Origin of the sequence: Paraburkholderia tuberum STM678 (genome assembly GCF_902833905.1) — a bacterium.
Lineage (GTDB): Bacteria > Pseudomonadota > Gammaproteobacteria > Burkholderiales > Burkholderiaceae > Paraburkholderia > Paraburkholderia tuberum.
In genome coordinates this window covers 29,434-52,031 of record NZ_CADFGP010000024.1, presented here as the reverse complement: position 1 = coordinate 52,031, position 22,598 = coordinate 29,434, and the positions used below count along the sequence as shown (strand labels likewise).

Genomic DNA, 22,598 nt, shown 5'->3' with positions numbered 1-22,598 from the left:
TCAGTCTTTCGCTTTTAGCTTCTTGACGTCTGCGGGACGGCTTTTGATCGAACTGCGCAAGTCGTCGTACAGATGTTCGAACAGCCCCGCGATGCCGCGCACGCCGACCTTCAGCACGTGCGACAGGCCGCGCAGCGGTGTGTCCGTCTCGCGTCCCTCGGCCCAGCCGGTCCACGCGTCCGCGCGGGCGAAGGTGGTTTTGACGAACTCGTACTCCTGTTCGCGCGACATCGACGAAAAGCGCAGCCCCACGCGTCCCGGCTCGGTAAAGCTGACGGTGGCGGGGAACGCGTACTCTTCGTCGCCGCGGAACAGCGACACGGTCACGCGCTCCTGCATCGGCACTTCGATGGTGCTGGGCAGCGCGACGCCGACGCCGCCTTCCGAGTAGTCGATCGTTTCGCACGCGAGGGTGCGGCCGGTCGAGAACTTCAGCATCACCGGCATCTTCATCGCGACGCGCGGCACCGCGCGGATCTGGCGGCGCTCGCTCGCGGCGGCCACGCTCGCGCCGAGGATCAGCATGTTGTAGCTGGTCCACGCGAGATTGAGCAGTGTGGTCTCGACGATGCTGCGCACGTGCCAGTTCATGTAGATGTGCATGAGACCCGCGAGGAAACCGAGCAGGTTCAGCAGCAGCAGGAACAGATACGGTCGCGAGATCGACCAGTCGAAGTAGCTCTTCTCGATCACGCCGCCCTTGGCCGTCACGTTGAACTTGCCGAGCTTCGGGTTGATCAGCGCGAGCAGCGTCGGCGCGGTGATGTACGACGCCAGCACCGACTCGTACACCTCGGCCCAGAACGAATGGCGGAACAGGCGCTGCATCCGCGAGTTGGTGATGCTCGCGTGCATCATGTGCGGCAGCGCGTAGATCGCGATCGTGCTGGCCGCCGCCTCGATCACATGCGCGCCGAAGAACAGATACGACAGCGGCGCGGTCAGGAACACGAGACGCGGCACGCCGTAGAAGAAGTGCATCATCGCGTTCAGGTAACACAGCCGCTGGCCGATCTTCAGCCCCTTGCCGGTGAGCGGATTGTCGATGCGGAAGATCTGCGTCATGCCGCGCGCCCAGCGGATGCGCTGGCCGATGTGGCCCGACAGGCTTTCGGTCGCGAGGCCGGCGGCCTGCGGAATCGCCAGATACGCGGTGGTGTAGCCGCGGCGGTGCAGCTTCAGCGCGGTGTGCGCGTCCTCGGTGACGGTCTCCACCGCGATGCCGCCGATCTCGTCGACCATGCTCCGGCGCAGCAGCGCGCACGAGCCGCAGAAGAACGTCGCGTTCCACAGATCGTTGCCGTCCTGCACGAGGCCGTAGAACAGCTCGCCTTCGTTCGGCACCTTGCGGAAAGTGCCGAGGTTGCGCTCGAACGGGTCGGCGGAGAAGAAGTGGTGCGGCGTTTGCAGCATCGACAGCAGCTTGTCGCGCAGGAACCAGCCGAGGCCGATCTGCAGGAACGAGCGGGTCGGGATGTGATCGCAGTCGAAGATCGCGAGGTACTCGCCGCTCGTGATCTTCAGCGCCTCGTTGATGTTGCCGGCCTTCGCGTGGCGATTGTGCGTGCGGATCGTCCAGTTCACGCCGACTTCCTCGCAGAACGCCTTGAACTCGGCGCGGCGGCCGTCGTCGAGCACGTGGATCGACATCTTGTCGGCCGGGTAGTCGAGCGCGAGCGCCGCGTAGACGGTCGGCTTCACGACGGCGAGCGGCTCGTTGTAGGTCGGGATGAACACGTCGACGGTCGGCCATTCGTCGCGATTGGCGGGCAGCGGCATTGGTTTGCGCTTGAGCGGCCACGCGGTCTGGAAGTAGCCGAGCATCAGCACGATCGTCGCGTAGAGCTCGGCGGACACGAGCAGCAGACCCCAGGCGGCGTCGAGCGGATGCTCCCAGTAGGTCGTTTCGGTCAGCCGCCAGTACATGTAGCGGCCCGACGCGACGATCGACAGCATGATCATCACCATCGTCGCGTAGCGGCCGGGACGACGGCGAAACAGCAGCGCGAGCACGAAGCACAGGGTCGCGAAGGTCAGCTGCTGATAGAACTCGAGCGGCACCGTGAACACGAAGTACAGCATGTACAGCGCGAGCATCGTGACGAGCCCGGTGACGATGCGGCTGTTCCAGAAGCTTGCGTCGATGAAGCGTTGGAACCGCGACGGCTCGCCGCCCTCGGGCTCGCGCGAGGAGGCTGGACTGCTCATGCGACGTTCCTTGGCCGGGCGGCGATCGCGTCGAGCGCCGCCATGAGCCACGCGGCGCATGCGCGGAAATCGGCGGCGGCCTGGCTCAGCGGATCGTAATGGATCAGCGTGGTGTCGCAGGCGAGCGCTTCGCTGACGCCTTCGTCGAGATGGATCACGCCGGGGAACACCTTGCCGGCGAGCATCTGACGCAGCACCTTCAGCACGTCCTTGGTCAACTGGCGGGATTGGTCGATCTGATTGATCACGTAGCCGACGCCGCCGAAGTCCGCGCGCGGCGCCGCGTAGGTTTCGATCAGCCGCTCCATCTGCGGGATCGCCGCGTACGACGCGGCGTCGGCGAGCACGATGTTCAACGCGAAGGTGGCCGCACTCAGCGCGGTTCGCACGTAGGTCGACGAGCCGGGCGGCGTATCGACGATCACGATGTCGGACGCATCGAGCCGCAGGTGCTGCAGCGACTGCGCGAGCCATTGCGGATGCTGGTCGATCTGTGCCTCGAGGCGGCGGCGGTCGTCCTCCAGCAGCGCGCCGTACGGCAGCACGGTCACGCCGTCGATACCGTCGAACATCACCGTTTGCCACGGGTTGCCCGAGAGAGTCGCGCGCGACAGGCCGTCGATGCTGTCGAGCGGCACGCCGAAGTGCAGCCGCAGGGCGTTCTGAGGATCGAGATCGAGTGCAATCACACGCCGGCCGCTGTTGGCGAGCACGGAGGCGAGATTGGCGGCGAGGGTGGTCTTGCCGACCCCCCCTTTGGCGGACACCACGGCAATGACCTTCATGAGCGACGCGGACCGTTGGTGAGCCACGAGGCGAAGCCGCCGCGCGCGGTGCCGGCGGGTGCTTGCGTGCCTCGGGCGGACGTGCCGCGCAGACGGTCGAACACCGAGTTCAGCGACGCGGCCGCGGCCGCTTGCGGCGGCGCGCTCGGGGTTTGCGCTGCAAACATCTTGCCGAGGATCGACGGCGGTTGGGCCGGTTGCGCGGGTTGGGCCGTATAGGTGGGTTGCGGCGCTGGTGGCGGTGGCATCGACGATGCCGGTGCCGTGCTCGCTCTGCCATGAGCGGGCGCGGCGGGGCGTGTCCTGCCTGGCGCGACAGGCGCAATCGTTTGCGCGGCCGCCTCGTCGAGTTCGTCAGCCGTGCGGAAGCGTGACGCGCCGCTCGGCGCCGCGGGCTGGGCTGCGGCCACAGGTACCGGTGGAATGTCACGCCGGTGCGGGCGCGTGAACAGCGGTGCCTTCGCGCGCGTCACGGATGCCATGTCCTTCGGTGTCGTGTCCTCGTGGACGGCGGCCCGTGGCGCCACGGTTATAGGCGGCTGTGGTTTCGCGTCGCGAAGCTGGCCGATTGCCGGAATGGCCGGTTGCGTCAGATCGAGCGTCACGAGCAGCGGCCAACGAGTGCGCGCGGTGCGCGCGTCGTTCTCGCGGCCGATCTCCTGGTACGCGTTGGCGTCGCCGCCAAATTGCTCGAACAGTTTTTCGATGTCGCTCGATGAACTCATGATGCCGTCGTCTCTTACATACCGTGCATGGCCCCAAACCGACTGCTCGGGGTGCTGTTTATTTGAACTGCCTTCCCTGATTCTGCGTGGCGGCTGTATCGCCGTCGCACGCGCTCGTTCGCACGTATGCGTGCAGCACCCGCTGGTGCTCAGGCGGGGTGACGGCCGAGGCGGAATTCGAGCGAGCTGTCCTCGCCGAACGCGCTCGTCTGCACGACCGACAAACCCTGCGCGCCCAACGCGCTCAGCCACGTCTGATAGGCGCCTTCGAGAAATGCCGGCGTCCAGGCGAGCGCCGATTCGCCGAAGGCGGGCAGCGGCGCGCAATAGTGAATGATGCGCAGCGACTCCGCCTCATCGGCGAGCGCGACGTAACCCCAATCCATCTGATGCCAGTAAGAATTCAACACCTGCTCGAGCTCGGCCGTCGATGCGCAGGCGGGCAGCGGATACGCGAGCGCGAAACGGCTGCCGACGCGATGCATCAGCTGGCGCAGCTCGTCGTGTCCGATTTGCGCTTCGAACTCGCTCGCCAGCGCGCTCAGCATGCCGCGCCATTGCGGCGAGATTTGGCGTTCGAGGAGATAGTTGAGGATTGGGACCATGTTTTCCGGAAGTGGTCGCGGCCCGTTGCACATTGCGGACGTGACAGCCATTGAGCATTGGAGTCGTTCGGCAACGGGGCGCCGATTACGTCATTTCTACCGGGTTGTCTAGGGTGTCCGGCACACATTGCAAGCAGTCTACTTAAGACACACGCTTTTAGCCACTTTCCATTGCTCGGCTTATACGGTAATAAGCGCGCAATCGAGCCACATGAATTGCGTAATTTTTGCTGCTTAAAAGAAATTGAAAGGTTAATCTTCGCCTGGCGCGCGAAAAGGCTTGCGGAACCATAGGTGTATTAGCCGGCAATCCGGCCTGCTTTGAGCTTTAGTCTTTTAATCATGCATTCGGCGGATGGTGAGTCGCGCGAAAGATCGGCGCGGCGTCGTTCGGCACGCAGGCGCCGAATTTATACGTCGTGTTACGTTAGCCATAAATGTTTATCGAACGTTTGCCGATAACTATTGGCGAGTGACCGGAAACCCTGATCAACCATCTATGTCTGCCATCCCGACGCAGCACCTGCCCGAGCCAAGCATGCGTGAGCGCTTTCACCAGCGCTCGCTCGACCATCAGCGGCCGCTTTCCCTCGTGACGATGGGCTTCACGGTGGTTGCGTTCCTGTGCACGGTAACGGCGCGCGAACTGGTCGGCGCACCGGCCGGGCCGCTCGCGTACCGGCTGCTATGCGCGCTCCTGCTCGCGCTGCTGGTGCTGGCGATCCCGCGCGCGAAGTCGACGGCGCTGTTCGGCGCGATCGGCGTCGCGTACGAACTGGTGCTGATCGCCGGGCTCGTGCTGAATGCGAAGGGCCTCGCGCATCCGTTGCCGTGGCTATTGCCCGCATTCGTGGTGATACCGATCTGCGCGGCGCCGCTATGGCTCACGCCCGCGCATTTCGTCACCGGCAGCGTGGTGTTCTACGCGGCGGCCATCGCGCTGCTGCGCGGCAAAGCTCATACGCCCGAGGTCGACGCGGCCGTGTGGACGTGGCTCATCGCGATCGGTGCGCCGACGGCGGTGGTATTCCATTTCGGCTTCTACCGTTTCCGGCGCAATCACTTTCTGCTCGAGAGCCAGCTCGCGCAACTCGCGGCGACCGATCCGCTGACCGGCCTGCAAAATCGTCGCTCGTTCGTCAAGCACGCGCAGGGACGCCTCGAGACGCTGGCGCCAGGGGCGCAGATCAGCGCGATCTTTCTCGACATCGACAGCTTCAAGTCGCTCAACGACCGCTTCGGTCACGCGGTCGGCGACCATGCGCTGTTCCAGGTCGCGCAGGTGCTGAAGGACGCGGTTGCGCTCTACCCAAGCGTGAGCCGCATCGGCGGCGAGGAATTCGCGCTGCTGCTCGACAATGATCTCACCGGCGCGCTGCAGATCGCCGAGCGGCTGCGCCTCGACATCGCCGCGATCGAACGGCCGGACGGCCATCTGACCGCGAGCTTCGGCGTCGCCGAGCATCGGCGCGGCGAAAGCTTCATGATGCTGCTCGATCGCGCGGACGAAGCCTTGCTGCGCGCGAAGCAGACGGGCCGCAACCGTGTCTGCGCGGAGCGCGCGCTGCCGTTCGACGCGCTGCAGTCACCGTTCGGCGACCCGAGCGCCGACCCGGCGCGTTACCGCTGGGAAGACTTCTATCTGATCTCGCACTTTCAGCCGCTCTACAGCCTATCGCATCAGAAGCAGGTCGGCTTCGAGGCGCTGCTGCGCGGAGAGCATGACGACGGCACGCTGGTGCCGCCGGTCGTGATGTTCGCGCCGAAGCCGTCGAGCGACGAAGGCGCGCTCGACCGCGCGAGCCACGCGGTGCATCTCGGCAACGCGCGTCGCGCGCTGCCCGGCGACGCGTGGCTGTTCCTGAACATCCTGCCGTCCACCTTCGTCGCCGAAGGCTACGCCGACCAGTTGACGAAGATCGTGCGCGCCGCGGGGCTCGAACCCGAGCGCGTGATTCTGGAGATTCTCGAATCGCATGGCGGCAGCGTCGACGAGATGTCGCGCGCGGCGGCGCGCTATCGGCAGCACGGCTTCCTGATCGCAGTCGACGACTTCGGCGCGGGCCAGTCGAATCTCGACCGGCTGCTGCGGATCCGGCCGGACCTCGTCAAGCTCGACGGCGAGCTGATTCGCGCGACCACGCACGGCACGCAGCAGCCGATCCTGCCGAAACTCGTGTCGCTGCTGCACCAGGCGGGGATGCTGGTGGTCGTCGAAGGCGTCGAGACGGCCGACGAGCTGATTCTCGCGGTCGAGTCGAATGTCGATTTCGCGCAGGGCTATCTGCTAGGGCGGCCCGCGGCAGAGATCGCGCCGCCCGACTCGGTGCATCGCCAGATCGACGATGCGTTCGACGTGATCGCGCAGGGCCGTGCGCATCAGCATGCGTTGTTCGAATCCGAAATGGAGCCGTACCGGCTCGAACTGCGGCGCGCGGCCGACGGCTTGCGCGCCGGCGCCATGATGGACGACGCGTTCGCGCTGCTCGCCACCTTCAAGCGTTGCATCAGCTGTTTCATCCTCGACGACACCGGCCGCCAGATCGGTCACGAGGTGCGCGGGCCGGCGTGGTGCGAGGACGCGGCGTCGCTGCAGCCGGTCGCGAATCCGCGCGATGCGCGCTGGGATCATCGGCCGTACTTCCGCAATGCGGTGCTGCTGCCCGGCGAGGCGGTCACCAGTAATCCTTATCTGTCGCTCGCGAGCGGGCGGCCGTGCATCGCAGTGACACTTGCCGTGCAGCTGGCGAGCGGGCGCTGTGTGTTGGGGGTCGAGCTGGATTGGTCGGCGCGAGGCTTGCCTTGGCCGGCGGGCGAGTAGGGGAAGTGAAAGGCTTTCGCTTCAATACCCGCCTTTGACCTGCGGCGCGCTCGCCGCCAGGCTCTTGTACGACGCGGCGAGGTCCGCGGCCGCGCGGCTCAGCAAGCCGGTGTCCGTGCCGACCGCGACGAAGGTCGCGCCCGCCGCCAGATATTCGGCCGCCAGCGCGGGATCAGGGGCGAGCACGCCCGCTGCCTTGCCAGCGGTGCGCACGGTGTCGATGCCGTGGCGAATCGCGTCGCGCACGCGCGCGTCGCCCGGCTTGCCGAGCAATCCCATCGACGCGCTCAGATCCGACGGCCCGAAAAACACGCCGTCGACGCCATCCACATGCGCGATCTCCACGAGGTTGTCGAGGCTCTGCACGGTCTCCGCCTGCACGATCACGCACAGTTCGTCGGCGGCGGTGTCCAGATAGTCGGGCACGCGATTCCAGCGCGACGCACGCGCGAGCGCGCTGCCGACGCCGCGAATGCCTTGTGGCGGATAACGCGTGGCCGCGACCGCATCGAGCGCTTGCGCGGCCGTGTCGATCATTGGCAGCAGCAGCGTTTGCGCGCCGATGTCGAGCAACTGCTTGATCAGCGCGGCGTCGCTGCGTAACGGCCGCACGACCGGATGCGACGGATACGCGGCGACCGCCTGTAATTGCGACAGCGTGCTGCGTACGTCGTTCGGTGCGTGCTCGTTGTCGATCAGCAGCCAGTCGAAGCCGGCGGTGGCGAGCAGCTCGGTCACGTAGGCATCGGCGAGCGCGGCCCACAGGCCGAACTGCGGTCTGCCTTCGGCGAGCGCGCGCTTGAAGGGGTTGTTCGGCAAGGACATATTGATGCGTTCAGATGAAATTCAGACCGATGCCGCCGAGCGGGCCATAGTCGATGTGGAACGTGTCGCCCGCGCGGGCGGGAACCGGGCTCGTGAACGAGCCGCTCAGGATCACGTCGCCCGCATTCAACGATTCGTCATGCGGAGCAATTTTGTTGGCGAGCCACGCGACGCCGGTGGCCGGATGGTTGAGCACCGCCGCCGCGAGCCCGCTTTCCTCGACTGCGCCGTTCTTGTACAGCAGCGCGCCGACCCAGCGCAGGTCGACGTCGAGCGGACGCACCGGCCGGCCGCCGAGCACGACGCCCGCGTTCGCGGCGAAGTCGGAGATCGTGTCATGGACCTTGCGCGGCGCGCGTGTTTCGCGATCGAACTGCTCGATGCGCGCGTCGATGATTTCGACGGCCGGGCTTACGTACGCGGTCGCGTCGAGCACAGCGAACAGCGTGACGCCGGGGCCCTTCAGCGGTTTGTTCAGCACGAACGCGAGTTCCACTTCGACGCGCGGCGCGATGAAGCGATCCACGCGAATGTCCTGGCCGCTTTCGATGAACATGCTGTCGAGCAGTGGCGCATAGTCCGGTTCGTCGATCTGCGACGAGCGCTGCATCGCGCGTGACGTCAGGCCGATCTTCCTGCCCTTGATTACGTGGCCTTCGGCGAGTTTCAGCTTGACCCACTCGCGTTGTATCGCGTAGCCGTCCAGTACGGTCATCTCTGGATACTGCGCGGAAAAATGGCGCAGCTGCGTGCGGGTCTTTTCCGCGTGATCGAGTTGCGCGGCGAGGTCGCGAATGGTTTGTTCGTCTAGCATGATGATGTCAGCCCTTGAACCGCGCGTGCAGATTGTTGTGCTTCCAGGTGCCCGCTTCGCTGAACTCGTTGATTTCGAGCGACAACGCGAGCCCCTGCCGTTCGAACTCAGTGGCGAAGCGCTGCTTGATCAGCGCGAACAGCGCGTCGCCGGTCGCCTTCTTGACGGCCTCCGGGCGGCCCGCGCCGATCTTCAGATTCGCGTGCAGGAACGCGGCGTCGGGCCGCCCATCGGCGATGCAGTACTGGTCGCAGCGCAGCGCGCGCACGCGGATGCCGCCGAGCGGATAGACGCGCTCGCCGTTATCGCGCTGCGCGTCGAGGCACTGCGCGAGGTCTTTGCAGAGTTCGCCGAGGCGTTGCGCGTCCGCGAGGTTGGCGCTGTATTCGAGTGTCAAGTGAGGCATGGCGATTCCTTCGCGAGTGTCAGACGGGTAGCGGCGTGACCGGGAAGATCGCGTTGATCTGGCCGGTGCCCGAACTGCCGAAATAAGGCGTGACGACTTCGACCTTGCCGTCGTAACGATCCCAGCCGAGCGCACCGAGCAGCATCGCGGTATCGTGCATGCCGCCTTCGCCCCAACATTTCTCGTTGTAGAGCGGCAGCATGTCGCAGAAGGTCTTCCAGTCGCCGGCTTCCCACATGCGCACCACGCTGCGATCCATCTGTTCGAGGAACGGGCTCCAGACTTTGTGCATGAACTGCTCGGCGGTGCCGTTGTTCGCGAAGTGATGCGACAGCGAGCCGCTCGCGAGAATGGCCACCGTACCGTCGTAGCGTTCTTCGATGGCCTTGCGTACCGCGAGGCCGAAACGCGCGCTGGTCGCGAGGTCGTGCCACATGCACCAGCCCGCCACCGACACCGCCTTGAAGTGCTGATCGCCGTTCATATAGCGCATCGGCACCAGCGTGCCGTATTCGAGCTCGAGCGTGGTCTCGCTGTGCGCGCGGCTTTTCACGCCCATTTCGTTGGCGACGTCCGCGATCAGCTGACCGAGCCCGACATTGCCCGGATACGCATACGGCATGTTCCTGATGAAATGCGGCAGCTCGTTGCTCGTGTACACGCCTTCGAACTTCGGCGCGCAATTGATGTGGTATTCGCTATTCACTAGCCAGTGCACGTCGAACACGACGATCGTATCGACGCCAAGTTCGCGGCAGCGTCGGCCGATTTCATGGTGTCCGTCGATCGCGGCCTGACGGCAACCCTTGTGCGGACCGTCGAGCTCGGATAAATACAACGACGGCACATGTGTAACTTTTGCTGCCAACGCGAGTTTGCCCATCGCGGTCTCCCGTGTCGAGCGGAGTTAGAGCGTCAGCTCTTACTCCGGTCCCATGCTTTAGCAATTTCGTTTGACGTCGCGATTAAACGCCCCAGCGCGGAATATGATGCGAGCCGAGCGACACGCAGACGTTCTTCGGTTCGAGGAACACTTCGTAGCTCCACGTCCCGCCTTCACGGCCGACACCCGACGCCTTCGTGCCGCCGAACGGCTGGCGCAGATCGCGCACGTTCTGGCTGTTCACGAAGCACATGCCGGCTTCGACGGCGGCCGCCACGCGCAACGCGCGGCCCGTGTTCTCGGTCCAGATATAGCTCGACAGACCATACGAAATATCGTTGGCGAGACGGATCGCCTCGGCTTCATCGTCGAACGGAATCAGGCACGCGACCGGTCCGAAGATCTCTTCCTGCGCGATGCGCATACGGTTGTCGACGTCGACGAACACGGTCGGCGTGACGAAATTGCCGTGACGCAAGGCGTCGGGCAACTCGGGCGTATCGAGCCCGCCGCACGCAAGCGTGGCACCTTGCTTCGGGCCGAGCTCGATATAGCTGCGCACTTTCGCGAGATGCCCCTGGCTGATCATCGGGCCGACGATCGTGCTGTCCGCGAGCGGATCGCCAACCGTCAGGCGCTCCGCGCGCTCGACGAAGCGCTCGGCAAACCGCGCGTAAATGGAGCGCTGCACGAGAATGCGCGAGCCCGCGGTGCAGCGCTCGCCATTGTTCGAGAAGATCATGAACACCGCGGCGTCGAGCGCGCGTTCGAAGTCGGCGTCGTCGAAGATCACGAACGGCGACTTGCCGCCAAGCTCCATCGAGAACTTCTTCAGGCCCGCGGTCTGCACGATGCGATTGCCGGTCGCGGTCGACCCGGTGAACGACACCGCGCGCACGTCGCGATGCGCAACGAGTGGCTCGCCCGCTTCCTTGCCATAGCCGTGCACGACGTTCAGCACGCCCGCCGGGATGCCCGCTTCGAGCGCGAGCTTGCCGAGCATCGAGGCGCTCAGCGGCGACAGCTCGCTCATCTTCAGCACAGCGGTGTTGCCGAACGCGAGGCAGGGCGCCACCTTCCAGGTGGCCGTCATGAACGGCACGTTCCACGGCGAGATTAGCGCGCACACGCCGACCGGATGAAACAGCGTGTAGTTCAGATGCGAGTCGGTCGGGTACGTGTGGCCGTCGACGCGCGTGCACATCTCGGCGAAATAGCTGAAGTTGTCGGCCGCGCGCGGCACCAGTTGCTTGCGGGTCTGCGAGATCGTCTGGCCGGTGTCCTTCGTTTCGGTCTCCGATATTTCCGGCACGTGCTTCGTGATCAGCTCGCCGAGGTTGCGAATCAGCTTCGCGCGTTCCGCGGCGGGTTTCGCGGCCCAGGCGGGGAAGGCGCCTTTGGCCGCTTGCACGGCCGCATCGATCTCCTTCGCGCCGCCGCGTGCGACCTCGGCGAGCACTTCCTGGGTGGCCGGATTGACGGTTTCGAAATAGTCGCTCGAGGTGCACGCCTCGCCGTTGATCAGATGGTCGATCGGCATTGCCTTGTCCTTTCGCTGTTCGGTGGGTTTTTGCTGTCGATCAGGCGCGGCCGAAGTCCGCGTCCGAGGCGATCGTGTTGACGAGCCGGCCGAGGCCGTCGATTTCGCAGACGACTTCGTCGCCCGTGTTGACGTTGACGATGCCTTCGGGCGTGCCGGTCAGGATCACGTCGCCGGGCGCGAGCGTCATGAAGCCGCTCAGGTATTCGATCAGTGCGCGGATGCCCGTGACGAGATCGCGCGTATTGCCGCATTGCTGACGCGTGCCGTTGACGAACGTGCGCAGCTCGAGCTGCGTGACGTCGGCGATGTCGGCGGCGTCGACGAACCAGGGGCCGAGCACCGTGCCGCCGTCGCGATTCTTCACGCGCAAATTCGGGCGATAGTAGTTTTCGAGGTAGTCGCGAATCGCGTAGTCGTTCGCGATCATGTAGCCCGCCACGTGCTGCATGGCGTCTTCACGCGCGACGTTTTGCGCGGTTCGCCCGATCACGACCGCGAGCTCGCACTCGTAGTGCATGAACGTGACGTCGGCGGGGCGACGCGTGACGCCGCGATGGCCGAGCACCGTGCCGGGCCCCTTCAGAAACACCAGCGGTTCTTCCTGTTTGCTGAACTGCAATTCCTTCGCGTGCTCGGCGTAGTTCAGACCGAGCGCGAAGATCGTGCCGACTTCGATCGGCGCAAGCCAGACCACTTCGTCCTCGCGACGCACGCGGCCGTCGGCTAGGCGCACACCCTGCTCGTGCGGATACGCTTCGTGAATCGCTCCCGCATAGGCGACGCGACCGCGCATCATGACAGTTCTCCGTTTCGTTGATCCATGCCAATGAACGATATGGTCAAGGGCGGCAGCGTGCCGATCGACAGCGTGGCCGTATCGCCGACGTGCGCGACCGGCGAGCCGTGCCGGACGCCGAGCGTGAGCACGTCGCCCGCGTTCAGCGTCATGAAATCGGTGACGTCGGCGAGCAATTGCGCGACGTTGCGCACCGAGGTTGCGGTGCTTGCCGTGAACGGTTCGGCGCGGTTCAGCGAGACGGCGATGTCGAGCCGATCCGGCGCGGCGACGTGGCGCGCGGCGACGAGCGCCGGTCCGATCACGCAGAAGCCGTCGCGTGCGCGCAGTCGCACGTTCGGGCGATACACGTTGGTATGCGGCACGCTCAGATCGCCGACCAGCGTATAGCCGGCGATGTAGTCCGCCGCGCGCTCGACGCCGACGCGCGTCGCGGTACGGCCGATCACGATGCCGAGTGACGCGCCGACCTCGACGCCGAGCGTGTTATCCGGCACGACCACGCGCGCCCGATGCCCGGCCAGCGTGTTGCGCGGCTTCAGATACAGAATCGGCGCTTTCGGCGGTGCCTTGTACGGTGCCGCATGCACTGCGTCGCCCAGCGCGTTCAAGGCGGCGCGATCGTTCAGCAAGGCGCCATACACGACGCCGCTGACCGGCGCGCGACACGCAACGCCGCGTGCCAGCAACGCGGCCGCGGTGTGCGCGTCCACGTCGCGAGGCAGCGCGTCGCCTTCGGGATGCAGCAGATGATCGGCAAGGGCAAACATAAATGCGCAGCCTCGTGGCGAAAGTATGGCGAAAACACTAAGATGTTAGTAGTATCCCGCTTGATATCATCGACGGTCAATAGGCTGCCGGTTGATCGCGGGTTTTCCCGTAAGCTTCGACAGCTGTTTTTTTCTGATTCCTTGCCACCATGTCCGCTGCGTCCACCCGAGTTTTGCACCGCAATTTGCCGATGCTGTTGTTACGCGCCCGCGAAAAAATGATGGAGCGTTTTCGTCCGTTGATCACCGCGCATGGACTCACCGAGCAGCAATGGCGAGTGATTCGCGCGCTCAACGAGCACGGCCCGATGGAGCCGCGCCACATCTCCGACATCTGCACGATTTCGAGCCCGAGCATGGCCGGCGTGCTCGCGCGCATGGAGAGCATGGAACTCGTGACGAAAGAACGTTTCGCGGAGGATCAGCGGCGCGTGCTCGTGTCGCTGACCGATACGAGCGTCGACCTGGTGCGCGTGATTTCGAAGGATCTCGAGGCGCACTATCGCGAGCTCGAGCGCAAGGTGGGACCGGAGATCGTCGAGCGCGTGTATCGCGCGGTCGACGATCTGTTGGCGGGGTTGTCGGAAGAGGATGAGTGACGCGCTGACTTACCAGCCGTAAAATCGCTGCCATTCGACGCTGCTGCCGTCCGGCGCAACCGCGTGATACTCGGGGAACTGCGCGCCGGTCGCACAAGCGTGGTTCGGCAGGATGCGCAGTTTCATACCGATCGGAAAGCGCTGCGCGATGTCTTCGGTCCGTGCATCGGCTCGCGCATCGGCCGGAACCGCCGCAAGAATCCCATGCTCCTGATTGGCGCCGCTCACGACATAGTCCGGCAGCAACGTGCCATTGAGCAAACACGGCTGCCCATAGCCGAAATCGTGCGACTGCCGCGACGTACCGCGATCACGGCTTAACGCCATCCAGCCCGCGTCGAGAATCGCCCAGCCTTTGTCTTCCTGATGACCGATCACGCTCGTGAGTACGCTAAGCGCGATGTCGTCGAGCGTGCAAACGCCCACGTTGTGCATGACCAGATCGAACAGCACGTAGACGCCGGCCCGCACCTCGGTGACGCCTTCGAGATGCCGCGCGGCGAGTGCGGTCGGCGTCGAACCGACGCTGACGGCCGGACACGCGATGCCTGCCTCGCGCAACCGTTCGGCGGCGCGCACGCAGCCCGCGCGCTCCTGCTCCGCGAGCGCGGCGAGCGCCTCAGGCGTATTCAACTCGTAGCTCGAACCCGCATGGGTCATCACGCCGCCGACCTTCACGCCGTTCTCGTGCAGAATCCGCCCGACGTCGAGCAGCGTCTGCTGTTCGGGCTGGATGCCCGAGCGATGTCCGTCCGTATCGACCTCGATCCAGACCTCGAACGTTTCGCCGTGCTGGTCGCCGAACGCGGCGATCGCCGTGGCGGCGGTCGGATTGTCGACCACGAGCTTCAGTTCGCAGCCCTGGCGGCGCAGCGCGAGCGCGCGCGGCAGCTTCGACGGAACCATGCTCACGGCGTACAGGATGTCGTCGACGCCGGCTGCGAAGAACGCTTCCGCTTCCTTCAGCGTCGACACCGTAATGCCGCGCGCGCCGGCGGCGATCTGCGCGCGCACGACGTCGATGCACTTGGTGGTCTTCACGTGCGGCCGGAACGCGACGCCGAGCGCATTCATCAGCCCCTGCATCCGCGCGATGTTCTTTTGCATCCGCGCGACGTCGATCAGCGCGGCCGGGGTTTCGATCTGTTCGAGTTTCATGTTTGCACCTGAGGAGCGAGGTGAGGTTGGAGATTCAGTGACGACGATCGCGGCCAAAGCCTGCGAGCCACGGCACCAGCCCATCGAGCGAGGCCGCCTCGACCTCGGGCGCTTGCGTTCCCGTGACGAGCGGCAGGCCGACGCGGTTGTGCCAGTAAGTCCGCAAGCCGACGGCCGCGGTGCCGAACATGTCGTAGCTCGAGCCGGCGACGAACGCGGCGCGGCGCGGCTCGACGCCGAGCTTGTCGAGCGCGAGGCGGTACGGTTGCGGGTCCGGCTTGTAGACGCCAGCTTCCTCGGCGGTCACGATCGCGTCCCAGCGCACGGGCAAGAGCGCGGCCGCCTGCGAGCCGAGCCGCGTCGAGCAATTGGTGACGACAGCGAGCTTGCAGTACGGCGCGAGCGCGCGCAACGCACCGAGCGCGCCGGGCCACGGCGTCAGGTTCAGCCAGTTCGCCTCGAGCGCGTTCGCGGCCGATTCGGACAAACCGACTTGCGTGGCGGCCTCGCGCACCAGTTGTTCGTAGGGAACGTAGCGGCCGCAGCCGTATGTCAGACGCAGATAGGCGGCACGCCATGCGCGGCCCGCTTCGTCGGAGCCTGCCGCACGGTTCCATGAGGTCCACGAGTCGAGCAGGGCGGTTAGCAGGTCGAACAGGACCGCGTCGGGGTAGGCGGGAGTGTCGGTGGAATGGGCGGCGGCAGTCATGATTGCATGGGGCCGGCTGTTGAGGATGAGTCAATTATAGGTTTTCGATAGTACTTCAGCGTTCAGATAGATTGACTGTTAGATTCAGATGGACTGAATCACCGCCGCCACGGTGGCAACGGCCTGAAGCGGCCTTGCAGATACTGCATGAAATGGCGCGTGCGCGCGGGCAGTCCCGCCCGCTGATGCGTGAGCGCGATCACGTTCGCGTCCGGCGCTTTCCAGCCCGGCAGCAGACGCACGAGTTTGCCATTCGCAAGATCGTCGGCGACGTCCCATTCGGAGCGCAGAATCACGCCGCGTCCCTCGCAGGCCCATTGGCGGATCACGTCACCGTCGTTGCAACTCAGATGCGCGGACACGCGCACGCCGCGGCGCGTGCGGCCCTTGCTGAACTGCCACAGTGACACGTCCTCATTGTTTTCGCGCAGCACGATGCACGGCAGCCGGCTCAACGCATCCGGCGATTCGGGCTGGCCGATTCGCCTGACGAGCGCGGGCGCCGCGCAGACCAAGCGCGCGTTCGGCGCGATCGTATAGCCGACCAGGTTCGACGGCGGCAGCTCGCCGATATGCACGACGATATCGAAGCGATCGAGCGTTTCGGTCAAGGGCCGGTCGGACAGCGTCAGCGCGACGTCGATGTCGGGGTTCTGCTGCTGGAACTCGCCGATCAGCGGCGCCAGATGGCGTCGTCCGAAACCGAGCGGCGCATTGATCTTCAGCGTGCCGACGAGGCCGCCGCGGCGCGTTTGCAGATCGTCGAACAACGCGTCGAACTGCTCGATCAGTTCGGCGCCGCGCTCGCACAGCAGCAGGCCTTCGTCGGTGAATTGCAGGCGGCGCGCGCTGCGGTTCACGAGCTGCATGCCGAGCTTCTTTTCGAGTTGCTGCAGGCGCTGCGTGACCGCCGACGGCGACAGCGCGAGTCGGCGCGCGGCGGCGATCAGGCTGCCGCTCGCGCGCAGCGTGAGCAGGAAGCGGATATCGGCCGAATCGTTCATGGATGCGAGCTGGGTGCAATGCCGCGAGCGGGGAATCTCGCAGCATAATGCGTCCGGATCGATCACAGGGTAAAGTGGCGCTTCCAGTCTATTGATCCAACCATTGGAAGAGAAGTCCCATGCCGTTGCCTCATGAGTCGTCCGCGTACGACGCCACGCCCAATACTCCGCTGAAACAGGCGGTTTTTCTGCACACGGGCTGGCGCAGCGCGGGCACATGGGTGTGGTCGCGGCTGCGCGAACACGAGCGCGCGGCCGGTTTTTACGAGCCGCTCAGCAATGTGCTCGCCGATCTCAAACCCGCCGACGTGCCCGCCTCGCGGCCGACCTTGACCTCGGGGCACCCGCCGCTCGCCGCACCCTACTTCGACGAATACCGCCCGTTTCTGCGCGAAGATGCGCGCGGCGTGGCGGGTTACGACCGGCGCTTCAGCATCGATCGCTTTACGCGCGATCCCGATGCGACATTCCCTTCACTGCAGGCCTATCTGCGCGCGCTGAGCGAGCACACGATCGAGCAGGGCCGCGTGCCCGTCTTCAAGTTTTGCCGCACGGGCGGTCGTCTGCCGTGGCTGAAGCGCGGGTTTGCCGAGGCGCTGCACGTGGGCGTGCTGCGCAATCCCGCGTCGCAGTTCGCATCGGGTTGGATGCTGCGGCAGCAGTGGAGCAATGCGTTCTTTGTCGCCGCGCCGTTTCGCGTGCTCGGTCTGAATCAGATGGACCCGCTGGTGCGCGAAGCGATCGGCGTGTGCGGCGTACGCCTGCCGCCGCTACCGTCGATGCCCGATGACGCGTATGCCGTCGCCTGCGAGCAATTCGCGCGCACGGTGGACAGCGACAACGCGTATCGCGCGTTCATTGCGTTGTGGATCCTCTGCGCGCTGCGCATGGGCGAGGGCGTCGATTTGCTGATCGATATGGAGCGGCTCGGCGAGTCGCGCGACTACGCGGCCGGCCTGCGCGCCGCGTTCGACGCGCAATGCGGCTTGTCGCCCGACTTCACGAGCGCGCGCGATCTGGTCGAGGAAACGCGCCGCGGCGCGGCGCGTATGACGGGCATCGACGGCGGCGCGTTGCGCGCCGTGCATTCCGCCGCGCTTAAATTCCTGAAGGCGCAGGCGGGCCTCGACGCGGCCTTCGTCGAGGTGGTGCGCCAGAAGATGGTGCTGGCCAACGAGTTGACCGAAACATGGCGCTAGCCGTGCGAGGCCAGCGCCGCGCGGCGCGTTCCCGTGGCTAGCCCGCCGCCGATTCCGCCGCGCGCAGCCCGAGCAGATAGCTGTCCACACCGAAGCCGCAAATCTGTCCTTTGACCAGAGCGGCACGCCCGCCTCGGCTGCGAGCGCGGCGGCCGCGGGCGACGGGTCGACGATCGCCGACAGCGTGCACGAGTCGCTTTGCTGTGCGACCGCCAGATGGGCGCGGCCGATGTACCCCGCGCCGGCGACGGCGATCCGGGTGCGGTTCATGAGCGGGTTCCCTGAAAGTCCTGATCAAGACGCGTTAAAGGGCAAGCGGGCTCAAGCAGCGGCCTTTTTCGCGTCGGCCATGCTCTGCGCGCGCATTGCGTCGTAGCTGAGCTTGTCGAGCGGCACGACGTTCTTTTCGCCGAGGTCGCCAAGCCGCACACGGAAGTTCTCACGCGCGCTCCATGCGGCGATCGCGCAGACGATCGTGATGGCGAACGTGATCGCGCCGATCGTCAGCGGCACGTTGTGCGATCCCGGCGGCGCGACGTAGGCGAACAGCGCCGGCAGCAGCGCGGTGATCGTCGTGCCGATGTTCTGGCCGATCGCCATCGCGGAGACGCGCGAACGGGTCGGGAACAGTTCCGGGTAGAAGCTCGGGAAGATCGCGTTGTAGCCTTGATAGATGACGCCCCACATCAGGATCGACACCACCATCGCAAGCGGCACGTTGTGGATGCTGATCGCGTACAGATACGCGAAAGAAAGCAGCCCTGCGCCGAGCGCGCCGACGATGATCGGCAGACGCCGCCCGATCCGGTCGGACAGATTGCCCACGTACGGAATCACCAGCACCGCGACGATGTTGCCGATCACCGGAATCCACAGATACAGGCTCTTCGAAAAGCCGATGCCGTACGACGGCTGCACCGCGTACGCCGCGCCGAAGATCGTCGCGACGACCGGGATCACGTTCATCAGCGAGCACAGCACGACGCGCAGCATGTCGCCCCAGTTGTACTTGAACGCTTCGACGATCGGCGAGCGCGGCACGCCGCCGCTCGCGTCCTCCTTCTCGAACGCGGGCGTTTCCTCGACTTCGCGGCGGATGATGTACCCGGCGATCAGCACGACCGCGCTGAGCAGGAACGGAATGCGCCAGCCCCACGCATTGAACGAGGCGTCGTTCATGAAATAGGCGAGCGGCAGGAAGATCGCGGCGGCCAGAATCTGGCCGGCCTGCACGCCTTGCAGCGTGAAGCTCGCGTAAAAGCCGCGTCGCCCGAATGGCGCGTGTTCGAGGATCATCGAACTGGCGCCCGAGATTTCACCAGCGACCGCGAAACCCTGGATCAGTCGCAGCACGACGAGCAGCACCGGCGCGAGAAAGCCGACGTGCTGATAGGTCGGCAGCAGACCGACCGCCATCGTCGACAGACCCATCAGGAACATGCAGACGAGCAATACGTTCTTGCGCCCGTGTGTATCGCCCCAGTGCCCGAGCACGACCGCGCCGATCGGCCGCGCGACGTAGCCGACGCCGTAGGTTGCGAGCGATGCGACGATCGCGATCTTGGGATTACCGGAAGGGAAGAACAGCTGAGGAAAGATCAGGGCGGCGGCCTGCGCATAGATGAAGAAATCGTAGTACTCGAGTGCCGAGCCGATCCAGCCGCTGGCGGTAGCCTTGCGCGCCTGCGAGCTATGCCCGCTGCTTGCCGATGCGTTCGTTTGCATGACGCCTCCTGAATGGGAAATGTTTTTGTCAGCTTCTACGGCTGAATCATTGGCGCCTTTAAACGGGCGCCGCGCAAGCCAGGATTTTCCTGGTCTCGTTGCCGCGGTGCGGCACGACGGGATGGATCGACGCGTGTCACGAGCTGGCGCGGCGCACTCCGGGTTAACCACGGCCTGGGTGCGCCGGGCATTGCATTCAAACCGGCTTCAAACGACTGCCCCTTGCCCCACTGTTTCGCGGCCGCGACGACCGCTTCGGGGTCTGGCGCCTGAGCGGGCCGCATGGCGAAAGGAGCGTGAAGGTGACGGGCACGGTCGCGTCGAATCTGAGCGACATCGTCGTGCAGTGGGCGAAGGAGGGATACGGGAGTGTGGGCGGTGACGGCCGAGCGCTTGTCGTCGTCGGCGCGGATTCAGGTGTGCATCGAGTTTCTCGGGGAGCAACTGACGCGCGGACCGTGTGCACTGGTGACGCGCGGCGTGGGCGGACTCTGAGCTGCGCCTGCCCGGATCCGGTGCTCACACGCTTGCGCTTTTACACGCTCGAAGCCGTATCCTCTTCCGCCTCGTCCAGCTCGCTACGCTGAACCGTCGTTACGGAGTCGGGAATGACCGTGGTGGCCGTGACGGGCCGCGGATCTTCGATGCTGTAACGCAGGCGCCAGCCTTCGCGATAGAAACGCAGTTGCCGGTATCGCATCAGATAGACAAGTCCGACGAGCGCGGCGCCGAAGCCCGATGCAGCGCCGACGCCGAGCGCCCAGCGCGGCCCGAAACGGTCGGCGACCCAGCCGACCACCGGCGCGCCGAGCGGTGTGCCGCCGAGCGCGATCGCGAGCAGGATCGCGATCACGCGGCCGCGCATGGCCGGTTCGGTGGTCAGTTGCACGAGGCTATTGGTCGAGGTGGTGAAGGTCTGCGTCGACACGCCGATCGCGATCAGCACGATGCCGAACAGCACGTAGTTCGGCATCAACGCAGCCGCCGTGCAGCCGACGCCGAACATCGCGCCGGCGCCGAGCAGCAGCCCCATGGTGGGCCGCGCGCGGCGCGCGGCGAGCAGAGCGCCGGTGACCGAGCCAATCGCCATCGTCGAGCTGAGCACGCCGTACTCGCCCGCGCCCGCACGGAACGCGGTGACGGACATCGTCGAGATGAAGATCGGGAAGTTCAGGCCGAAGGTGCCGATCAGGAACAGCATCAGGAGCGCCGCCTTCAGATCGGGGCGTGTCCAGACATATTTGAAGCCTTCGACGAAGCTGCCGCGCGAGCGCACATTGCGCGGCTTGATATGTAACTGGTCCAGCCGCAGCATGCGCAGTGCACCGAGCACGGCGACGAACGAAAGCGCGTTGATCAGAAACACCCAGCCACTGCCCACCGACGCGATCAACAGACCCGCGACCGCTGGCCCGAGCATGCGCGCGGCGTTGAACGACGTGGAGTTCAGCGCGACGGCATTCGCGAGATCGCGTTCGCCGACGAGGTCGGATACGAAGGTTTGGCGTGCGGGGGAATCGAACGCGGTCACGCAGCCGAGCAGGCCCGCGAATACGTAGACCTGCCATAGCTGCACGAGCCCCGTGACCGTGAGCAGACCGAGCGCGAGCGCCAGCGTACCCATTGCCGCCTGGGTCGCGAACAGCAGCTTGCGGCGGTCGAAGTGATCGGCCGCGTAGCCGGTGAGCGGCAGCAACAGCATCTGCGGCCCGAACTGCAGCGACATCACGATGCCCACCGCCGTCGCGTTGTGATGCGTAAGCTCGGTGAGCACCAGCCAGTCCTGCGCCGTGCGCTGCATCCATGTGCCGATGTTCGAGACGATCGCGCCGCTCGCCCAGACACGATAGTTGAATATGCGCAGCGAACGGAACGTGGTGCTCACGGCAGGGGTTTCCTCAACGCGGGGTGGGGCGCATGCGGGTAGCGGCCCGCTTCAATTCAGGCTTTCAGCGCGCGAACGTTCGAGCAGATCGAGCACTTCCCGCGTCGTGCCGGTTTCGCCGAGGCGCGGGAAGATGCGCGTGATGCTGTTGCTGTGCGCGTCGGCGTTCAGATCGGTCATCGCGTCGACGACGAGCGTGACGTTCAGGCCCGCCTCGCTCGCGAAGCGCGCGGTCGATTCGACGCCGATGCTGGTCGCGACACCGACGAGCACCACTTGCGTGACGCCTTGCTGTTGCAGATACGCGGCCAGGTCCGTGTTCGTGAAGGCGCCCCACGTGCGCTTCGTGACCAGATGGTCCGACGGCTGCTGCTTCAGTTCGGGCAGAAGGTCGGCGAAGCCGGGCGGGAAGTCGGCGGAGCGGCGACCCTGGTCGGTGCGGCCCGGTGCGCCGGCGGTGACGTTCACGAGCACGACGGGCAGGCCGTGGCGGCGGAACGCGTCGAGCAGCGTAACCGAGCGTTCGACGATTTCGCGGGCCGGATGGGGGGCGGTGGGCAGCGCGACGATGCCGCGCTGCAGGTCGACGACGACCAGTGCGGTTTTGGCGTCGAGAGTCGTGAGTGCCATGAAGTGCTCCTGCGAGTGGCGGGACGCGTGTGCGCGAATCGCGAGTTACAAATCGACGAGGCGTTTCAGCAAGTCGACGCCCGTCGCGAGTTGTTGCTGTTCGGCTGCCGTGAAACGCGTTTGAATCGTGCGGTACAGCCAGTCTTCGCGTGCCGCGCGGCTTGCCTTGATTTTCTTGCGAAAGGAGGGTGTCAGCGACAGAACCGTCTGCCGTCCATCGTTAGGATCGGGCGTGCCGCTGACGAGCCCCGCGGCTTTCAGGACCGCGAGCGTTTCTCCCATCGACTGCGGCCGCATGCCGTGCGCACGCGCGAGCGAGGTGACGGTGGCCGGGCCTTCGCGTTCCAGCAAGTTCAGCACCTGCACCTGCGACGGCGTGAAGTCGCCGACATGCGACTCTTCGCGCAGACGCCGGCGCAGCTTGCCCGCCAGCACGCGCAGATCTTCGGCGAGCGTATGAAGTTCTTCCGGCGTAACTGCGGGAGGGGATTGGGTCATGCGGTGAACT

The 22,598-nt window shown here is 65.5% G+C and carries 21 protein-coding genes and 3 pseudogenes; 4 read left to right on the top strand and 20 right to left on the bottom strand.

What is annotated here, in order from left to right; all coding sequences use genetic code 11:
* The 4 genes from bcsA to bcsD all read right to left on the bottom strand — a co-directional run bounded on the left by bcsA (nt 1) and on the right by bcsD (nt 4,323).
* On the bottom strand, nt 1–2,208 hold the full coding sequence (gene bcsA, locus HWY30_RS21440; RefSeq protein ID WP_090806357.1) for a UDP-forming cellulose synthase catalytic subunit: 2,208 nt from the start codon (nt 2,206–2,208) through the stop codon (nt 1–3).
* The gene (gene bcsQ / locus HWY30_RS21435; RefSeq protein ID WP_090806355.1) at nt 2,205–2,993 is read right to left on the bottom strand and encodes a cellulose biosynthesis protein BcsQ; all 789 of its coding nucleotides are present in this window, start codon (nt 2,991–2,993) and stop codon (nt 2,205–2,207) included. The genes bcsA and bcsQ overlap by 4 nt, the downstream gene beginning before the upstream one ends.
* Nucleotides 2,990–3,718: a cellulose biosynthesis protein BcsP gene (bcsP, locus tag HWY30_RS21430; protein ID WP_090806353.1), complete on the bottom strand. Its 729-nt coding sequence runs from the start codon at nt 3,716–3,718 to the stop codon at nt 2,990–2,992. Before bcsP ends, bcsQ begins: the two co-directional genes overlap by 4 nt.
* 149 nt (nt 3,719–3,867) lie before the next feature.
* On the bottom strand, nt 3,868–4,323 hold the full coding sequence (gene bcsD / locus HWY30_RS21425) for a cellulose biosynthesis protein BcsD (protein WP_090806351.1): 456 nt from the start codon (nt 4,321–4,323) through the stop codon (nt 3,868–3,870).
* A gap of 499 nt (nt 4,324–4,822) precedes the next feature.
* Here bcsD and HWY30_RS21420 point away from each other — a divergent pair, with 499 nt between their 5' ends.
* On the top strand, nt 4,823–7,144 hold the full coding sequence (locus HWY30_RS21420; protein WP_090806349.1) for a bifunctional diguanylate cyclase/phosphodiesterase: 2,322 nt from the start codon (nt 4,823–4,825) through the stop codon (nt 7,142–7,144).
* Nucleotides 7,145–7,165: 21 nt separating this feature from the next.
* On the opposite strand, the gene hpaI is transcribed toward HWY30_RS21420, so the two are convergent.
* From hpaI to HWY30_RS21385, 7 genes are all read right to left on the bottom strand, one after another.
* Nucleotides 7,166–7,969, bottom strand: coding sequence for a 4-hydroxy-2-oxoheptanedioate aldolase (gene hpaI / locus HWY30_RS21415; RefSeq protein ID WP_090806347.1), 804 nt, complete (start codon nt 7,967–7,969; stop codon nt 7,166–7,168).
* A 10-nt stretch (nt 7,970–7,979) separates the two neighbouring features.
* A complete protein-coding gene (gene hpaH / locus HWY30_RS21410; protein WP_090806345.1) occupies nt 7,980–8,783 on the bottom strand; it encodes a 2-oxo-hept-4-ene-1,7-dioate hydratase in 804 nt (267 codons plus the stop codon).
* Nucleotides 8,784–8,790: 7 nt separating this feature from the next.
* Nucleotides 8,791–9,189, bottom strand: a complete 399-nt coding sequence (locus HWY30_RS21405) for a 5-carboxymethyl-2-hydroxymuconate Delta-isomerase (RefSeq protein WP_090806343.1) — start codon at nt 9,187–9,189, stop codon at nt 8,791–8,793.
* Between the two features lie 19 nt (nt 9,190–9,208).
* A complete protein-coding gene (gene hpaD / locus HWY30_RS21400) occupies nt 9,209–10,072 on the bottom strand; it encodes a 3,4-dihydroxyphenylacetate 2,3-dioxygenase (protein ID WP_090806341.1) in 864 nt (287 codons plus the stop codon).
* Nucleotides 10,073–10,154: 82 nt separating this feature from the next.
* Entirely contained in the window at nt 10,155–11,612 is a 1,458-nt protein-coding gene (gene hpaE / locus HWY30_RS21395) for a 5-carboxymethyl-2-hydroxymuconate semialdehyde dehydrogenase (RefSeq protein WP_090806339.1), read from the bottom strand.
* Nucleotides 11,613–11,652: 40 nt separating this feature from the next.
* Nucleotides 11,653–12,411: a fumarylacetoacetate hydrolase family protein gene (locus HWY30_RS21390; protein ID WP_090806337.1), complete on the bottom strand. Its 759-nt coding sequence runs from the start codon at nt 12,409–12,411 to the stop codon at nt 11,653–11,655.
* Nucleotides 12,408–13,181 (bottom strand): fumarylacetoacetate hydrolase family protein, encoded by a 774-nt coding sequence (locus HWY30_RS21385; RefSeq protein ID WP_090806336.1) that lies wholly within the window; start codon nt 13,179–13,181, stop codon nt 12,408–12,410. The genes HWY30_RS21390 and HWY30_RS21385 overlap by 4 nt, the downstream gene beginning before the upstream one ends.
* Before the next feature lie 191 nt (nt 13,182–13,372).
* Here HWY30_RS21385 and hpaR point away from each other — a divergent pair, with 191 nt between their 5' ends.
* Nucleotides 13,373–13,780: a homoprotocatechuate degradation operon regulator HpaR gene (hpaR, locus tag HWY30_RS21380; protein WP_090806334.1), complete on the top strand. Its 408-nt coding sequence runs from the start codon at nt 13,373–13,375 to the stop codon at nt 13,778–13,780.
* Nucleotides 13,781–13,789: 9 nt separating this feature from the next.
* On the opposite strand, the gene HWY30_RS21375 is transcribed toward hpaR, so the two are convergent.
* The 3 genes from HWY30_RS21375 to HWY30_RS21365 form a co-directional block, all read right to left on the bottom strand.
* A complete protein-coding gene (locus HWY30_RS21375) occupies nt 13,790–14,938 on the bottom strand; it encodes a DSD1 family PLP-dependent enzyme (protein ID WP_090806331.1) in 1,149 nt (382 codons plus the stop codon).
* 34 nt (nt 14,939–14,972) lie between these two features.
* The gene (locus tag HWY30_RS21370) at nt 14,973–15,647 is read right to left on the bottom strand and encodes an HAD-IA family hydrolase (RefSeq protein ID WP_090806329.1); all 675 of its coding nucleotides are present in this window, start codon (nt 15,645–15,647) and stop codon (nt 14,973–14,975) included.
* A 98-nt stretch (nt 15,648–15,745) separates the two neighbouring features.
* Nucleotides 15,746–16,651: a LysR substrate-binding domain-containing protein gene (locus tag HWY30_RS21365; protein ID WP_090806327.1), complete on the bottom strand. Its 906-nt coding sequence runs from the start codon at nt 16,649–16,651 to the stop codon at nt 15,746–15,748.
* Nucleotides 16,652–16,770: 119 nt separating this feature from the next.
* Here HWY30_RS21365 and HWY30_RS21360 point away from each other — a divergent pair, with 119 nt between their 5' ends.
* On the top strand, nt 16,771–17,850 hold the full coding sequence (locus tag HWY30_RS21360; protein ID WP_090806325.1) for a hypothetical protein: 1,080 nt from the start codon (nt 16,771–16,773) through the stop codon (nt 17,848–17,850).
* A 37-nt stretch (nt 17,851–17,887) separates the two neighbouring features.
* On the opposite strand, the pseudogene HWY30_RS41755 reads toward HWY30_RS21360, so the two are convergent.
* The 3 genes and pseudogenes from HWY30_RS41755 to HWY30_RS21350 form a co-directional block, all read right to left on the bottom strand.
* Nucleotides 17,888–17,974 (bottom strand): annotated as a pseudogene (locus HWY30_RS41755) (type II 3-dehydroquinate dehydratase); the annotation flags it as partial.
* Nucleotides 17,965–18,120 (bottom strand): annotated as a pseudogene (locus HWY30_RS21355) (Gfo/Idh/MocA family oxidoreductase); the annotation flags it as partial. The pseudogenes HWY30_RS21355 and HWY30_RS41755, both read right to left, overlap by 10 nt.
* A 51-nt stretch (nt 18,121–18,171) precedes the next feature.
* The gene (locus HWY30_RS21350) at nt 18,172–19,575 is read right to left on the bottom strand and encodes an MFS transporter (protein ID WP_090806323.1); all 1,404 of its coding nucleotides are present in this window, start codon (nt 19,573–19,575) and stop codon (nt 18,172–18,174) included.
* 230 nt (nt 19,576–19,805) lie between these two features.
* On the opposite strand from HWY30_RS21350, the pseudogene HWY30_RS21345 reads away from it, so the two are divergent.
* Nucleotides 19,806–20,070: pseudogene (locus HWY30_RS21345) on the top strand (LysR family transcriptional regulator); the annotation flags it as partial.
* Nucleotides 20,071–20,110: 40 nt separating this feature from the next.
* On the opposite strand, the gene HWY30_RS21340 reads toward HWY30_RS21345, so the two are convergent.
* The 3 genes from HWY30_RS21340 to HWY30_RS21330 are packed head-to-tail and all read right to left on the bottom strand — an operon-like array spanning nt 20,111 to nt 22,588.
* Nucleotides 20,111–21,460, bottom strand: a complete 1,350-nt coding sequence (locus tag HWY30_RS21340; RefSeq protein WP_090806319.1) for an MFS transporter — start codon at nt 21,458–21,460, stop codon at nt 20,111–20,113.
* Nucleotides 21,461–21,511: 51 nt separating this feature from the next.
* Nucleotides 21,512–22,090 (bottom strand): isochorismatase family protein, encoded by a 579-nt coding sequence (locus HWY30_RS21335; RefSeq protein WP_090806317.1) that lies wholly within the window; start codon nt 22,088–22,090, stop codon nt 21,512–21,514.
* A 45-nt stretch (nt 22,091–22,135) separates the two neighbouring features.
* A complete protein-coding gene (locus tag HWY30_RS21330) occupies nt 22,136–22,588 on the bottom strand; it encodes a MarR family winged helix-turn-helix transcriptional regulator (RefSeq protein ID WP_090806315.1) in 453 nt (150 codons plus the stop codon).
* Between the last annotated feature and the right edge of the window lie 10 nt (nt 22,589–22,598).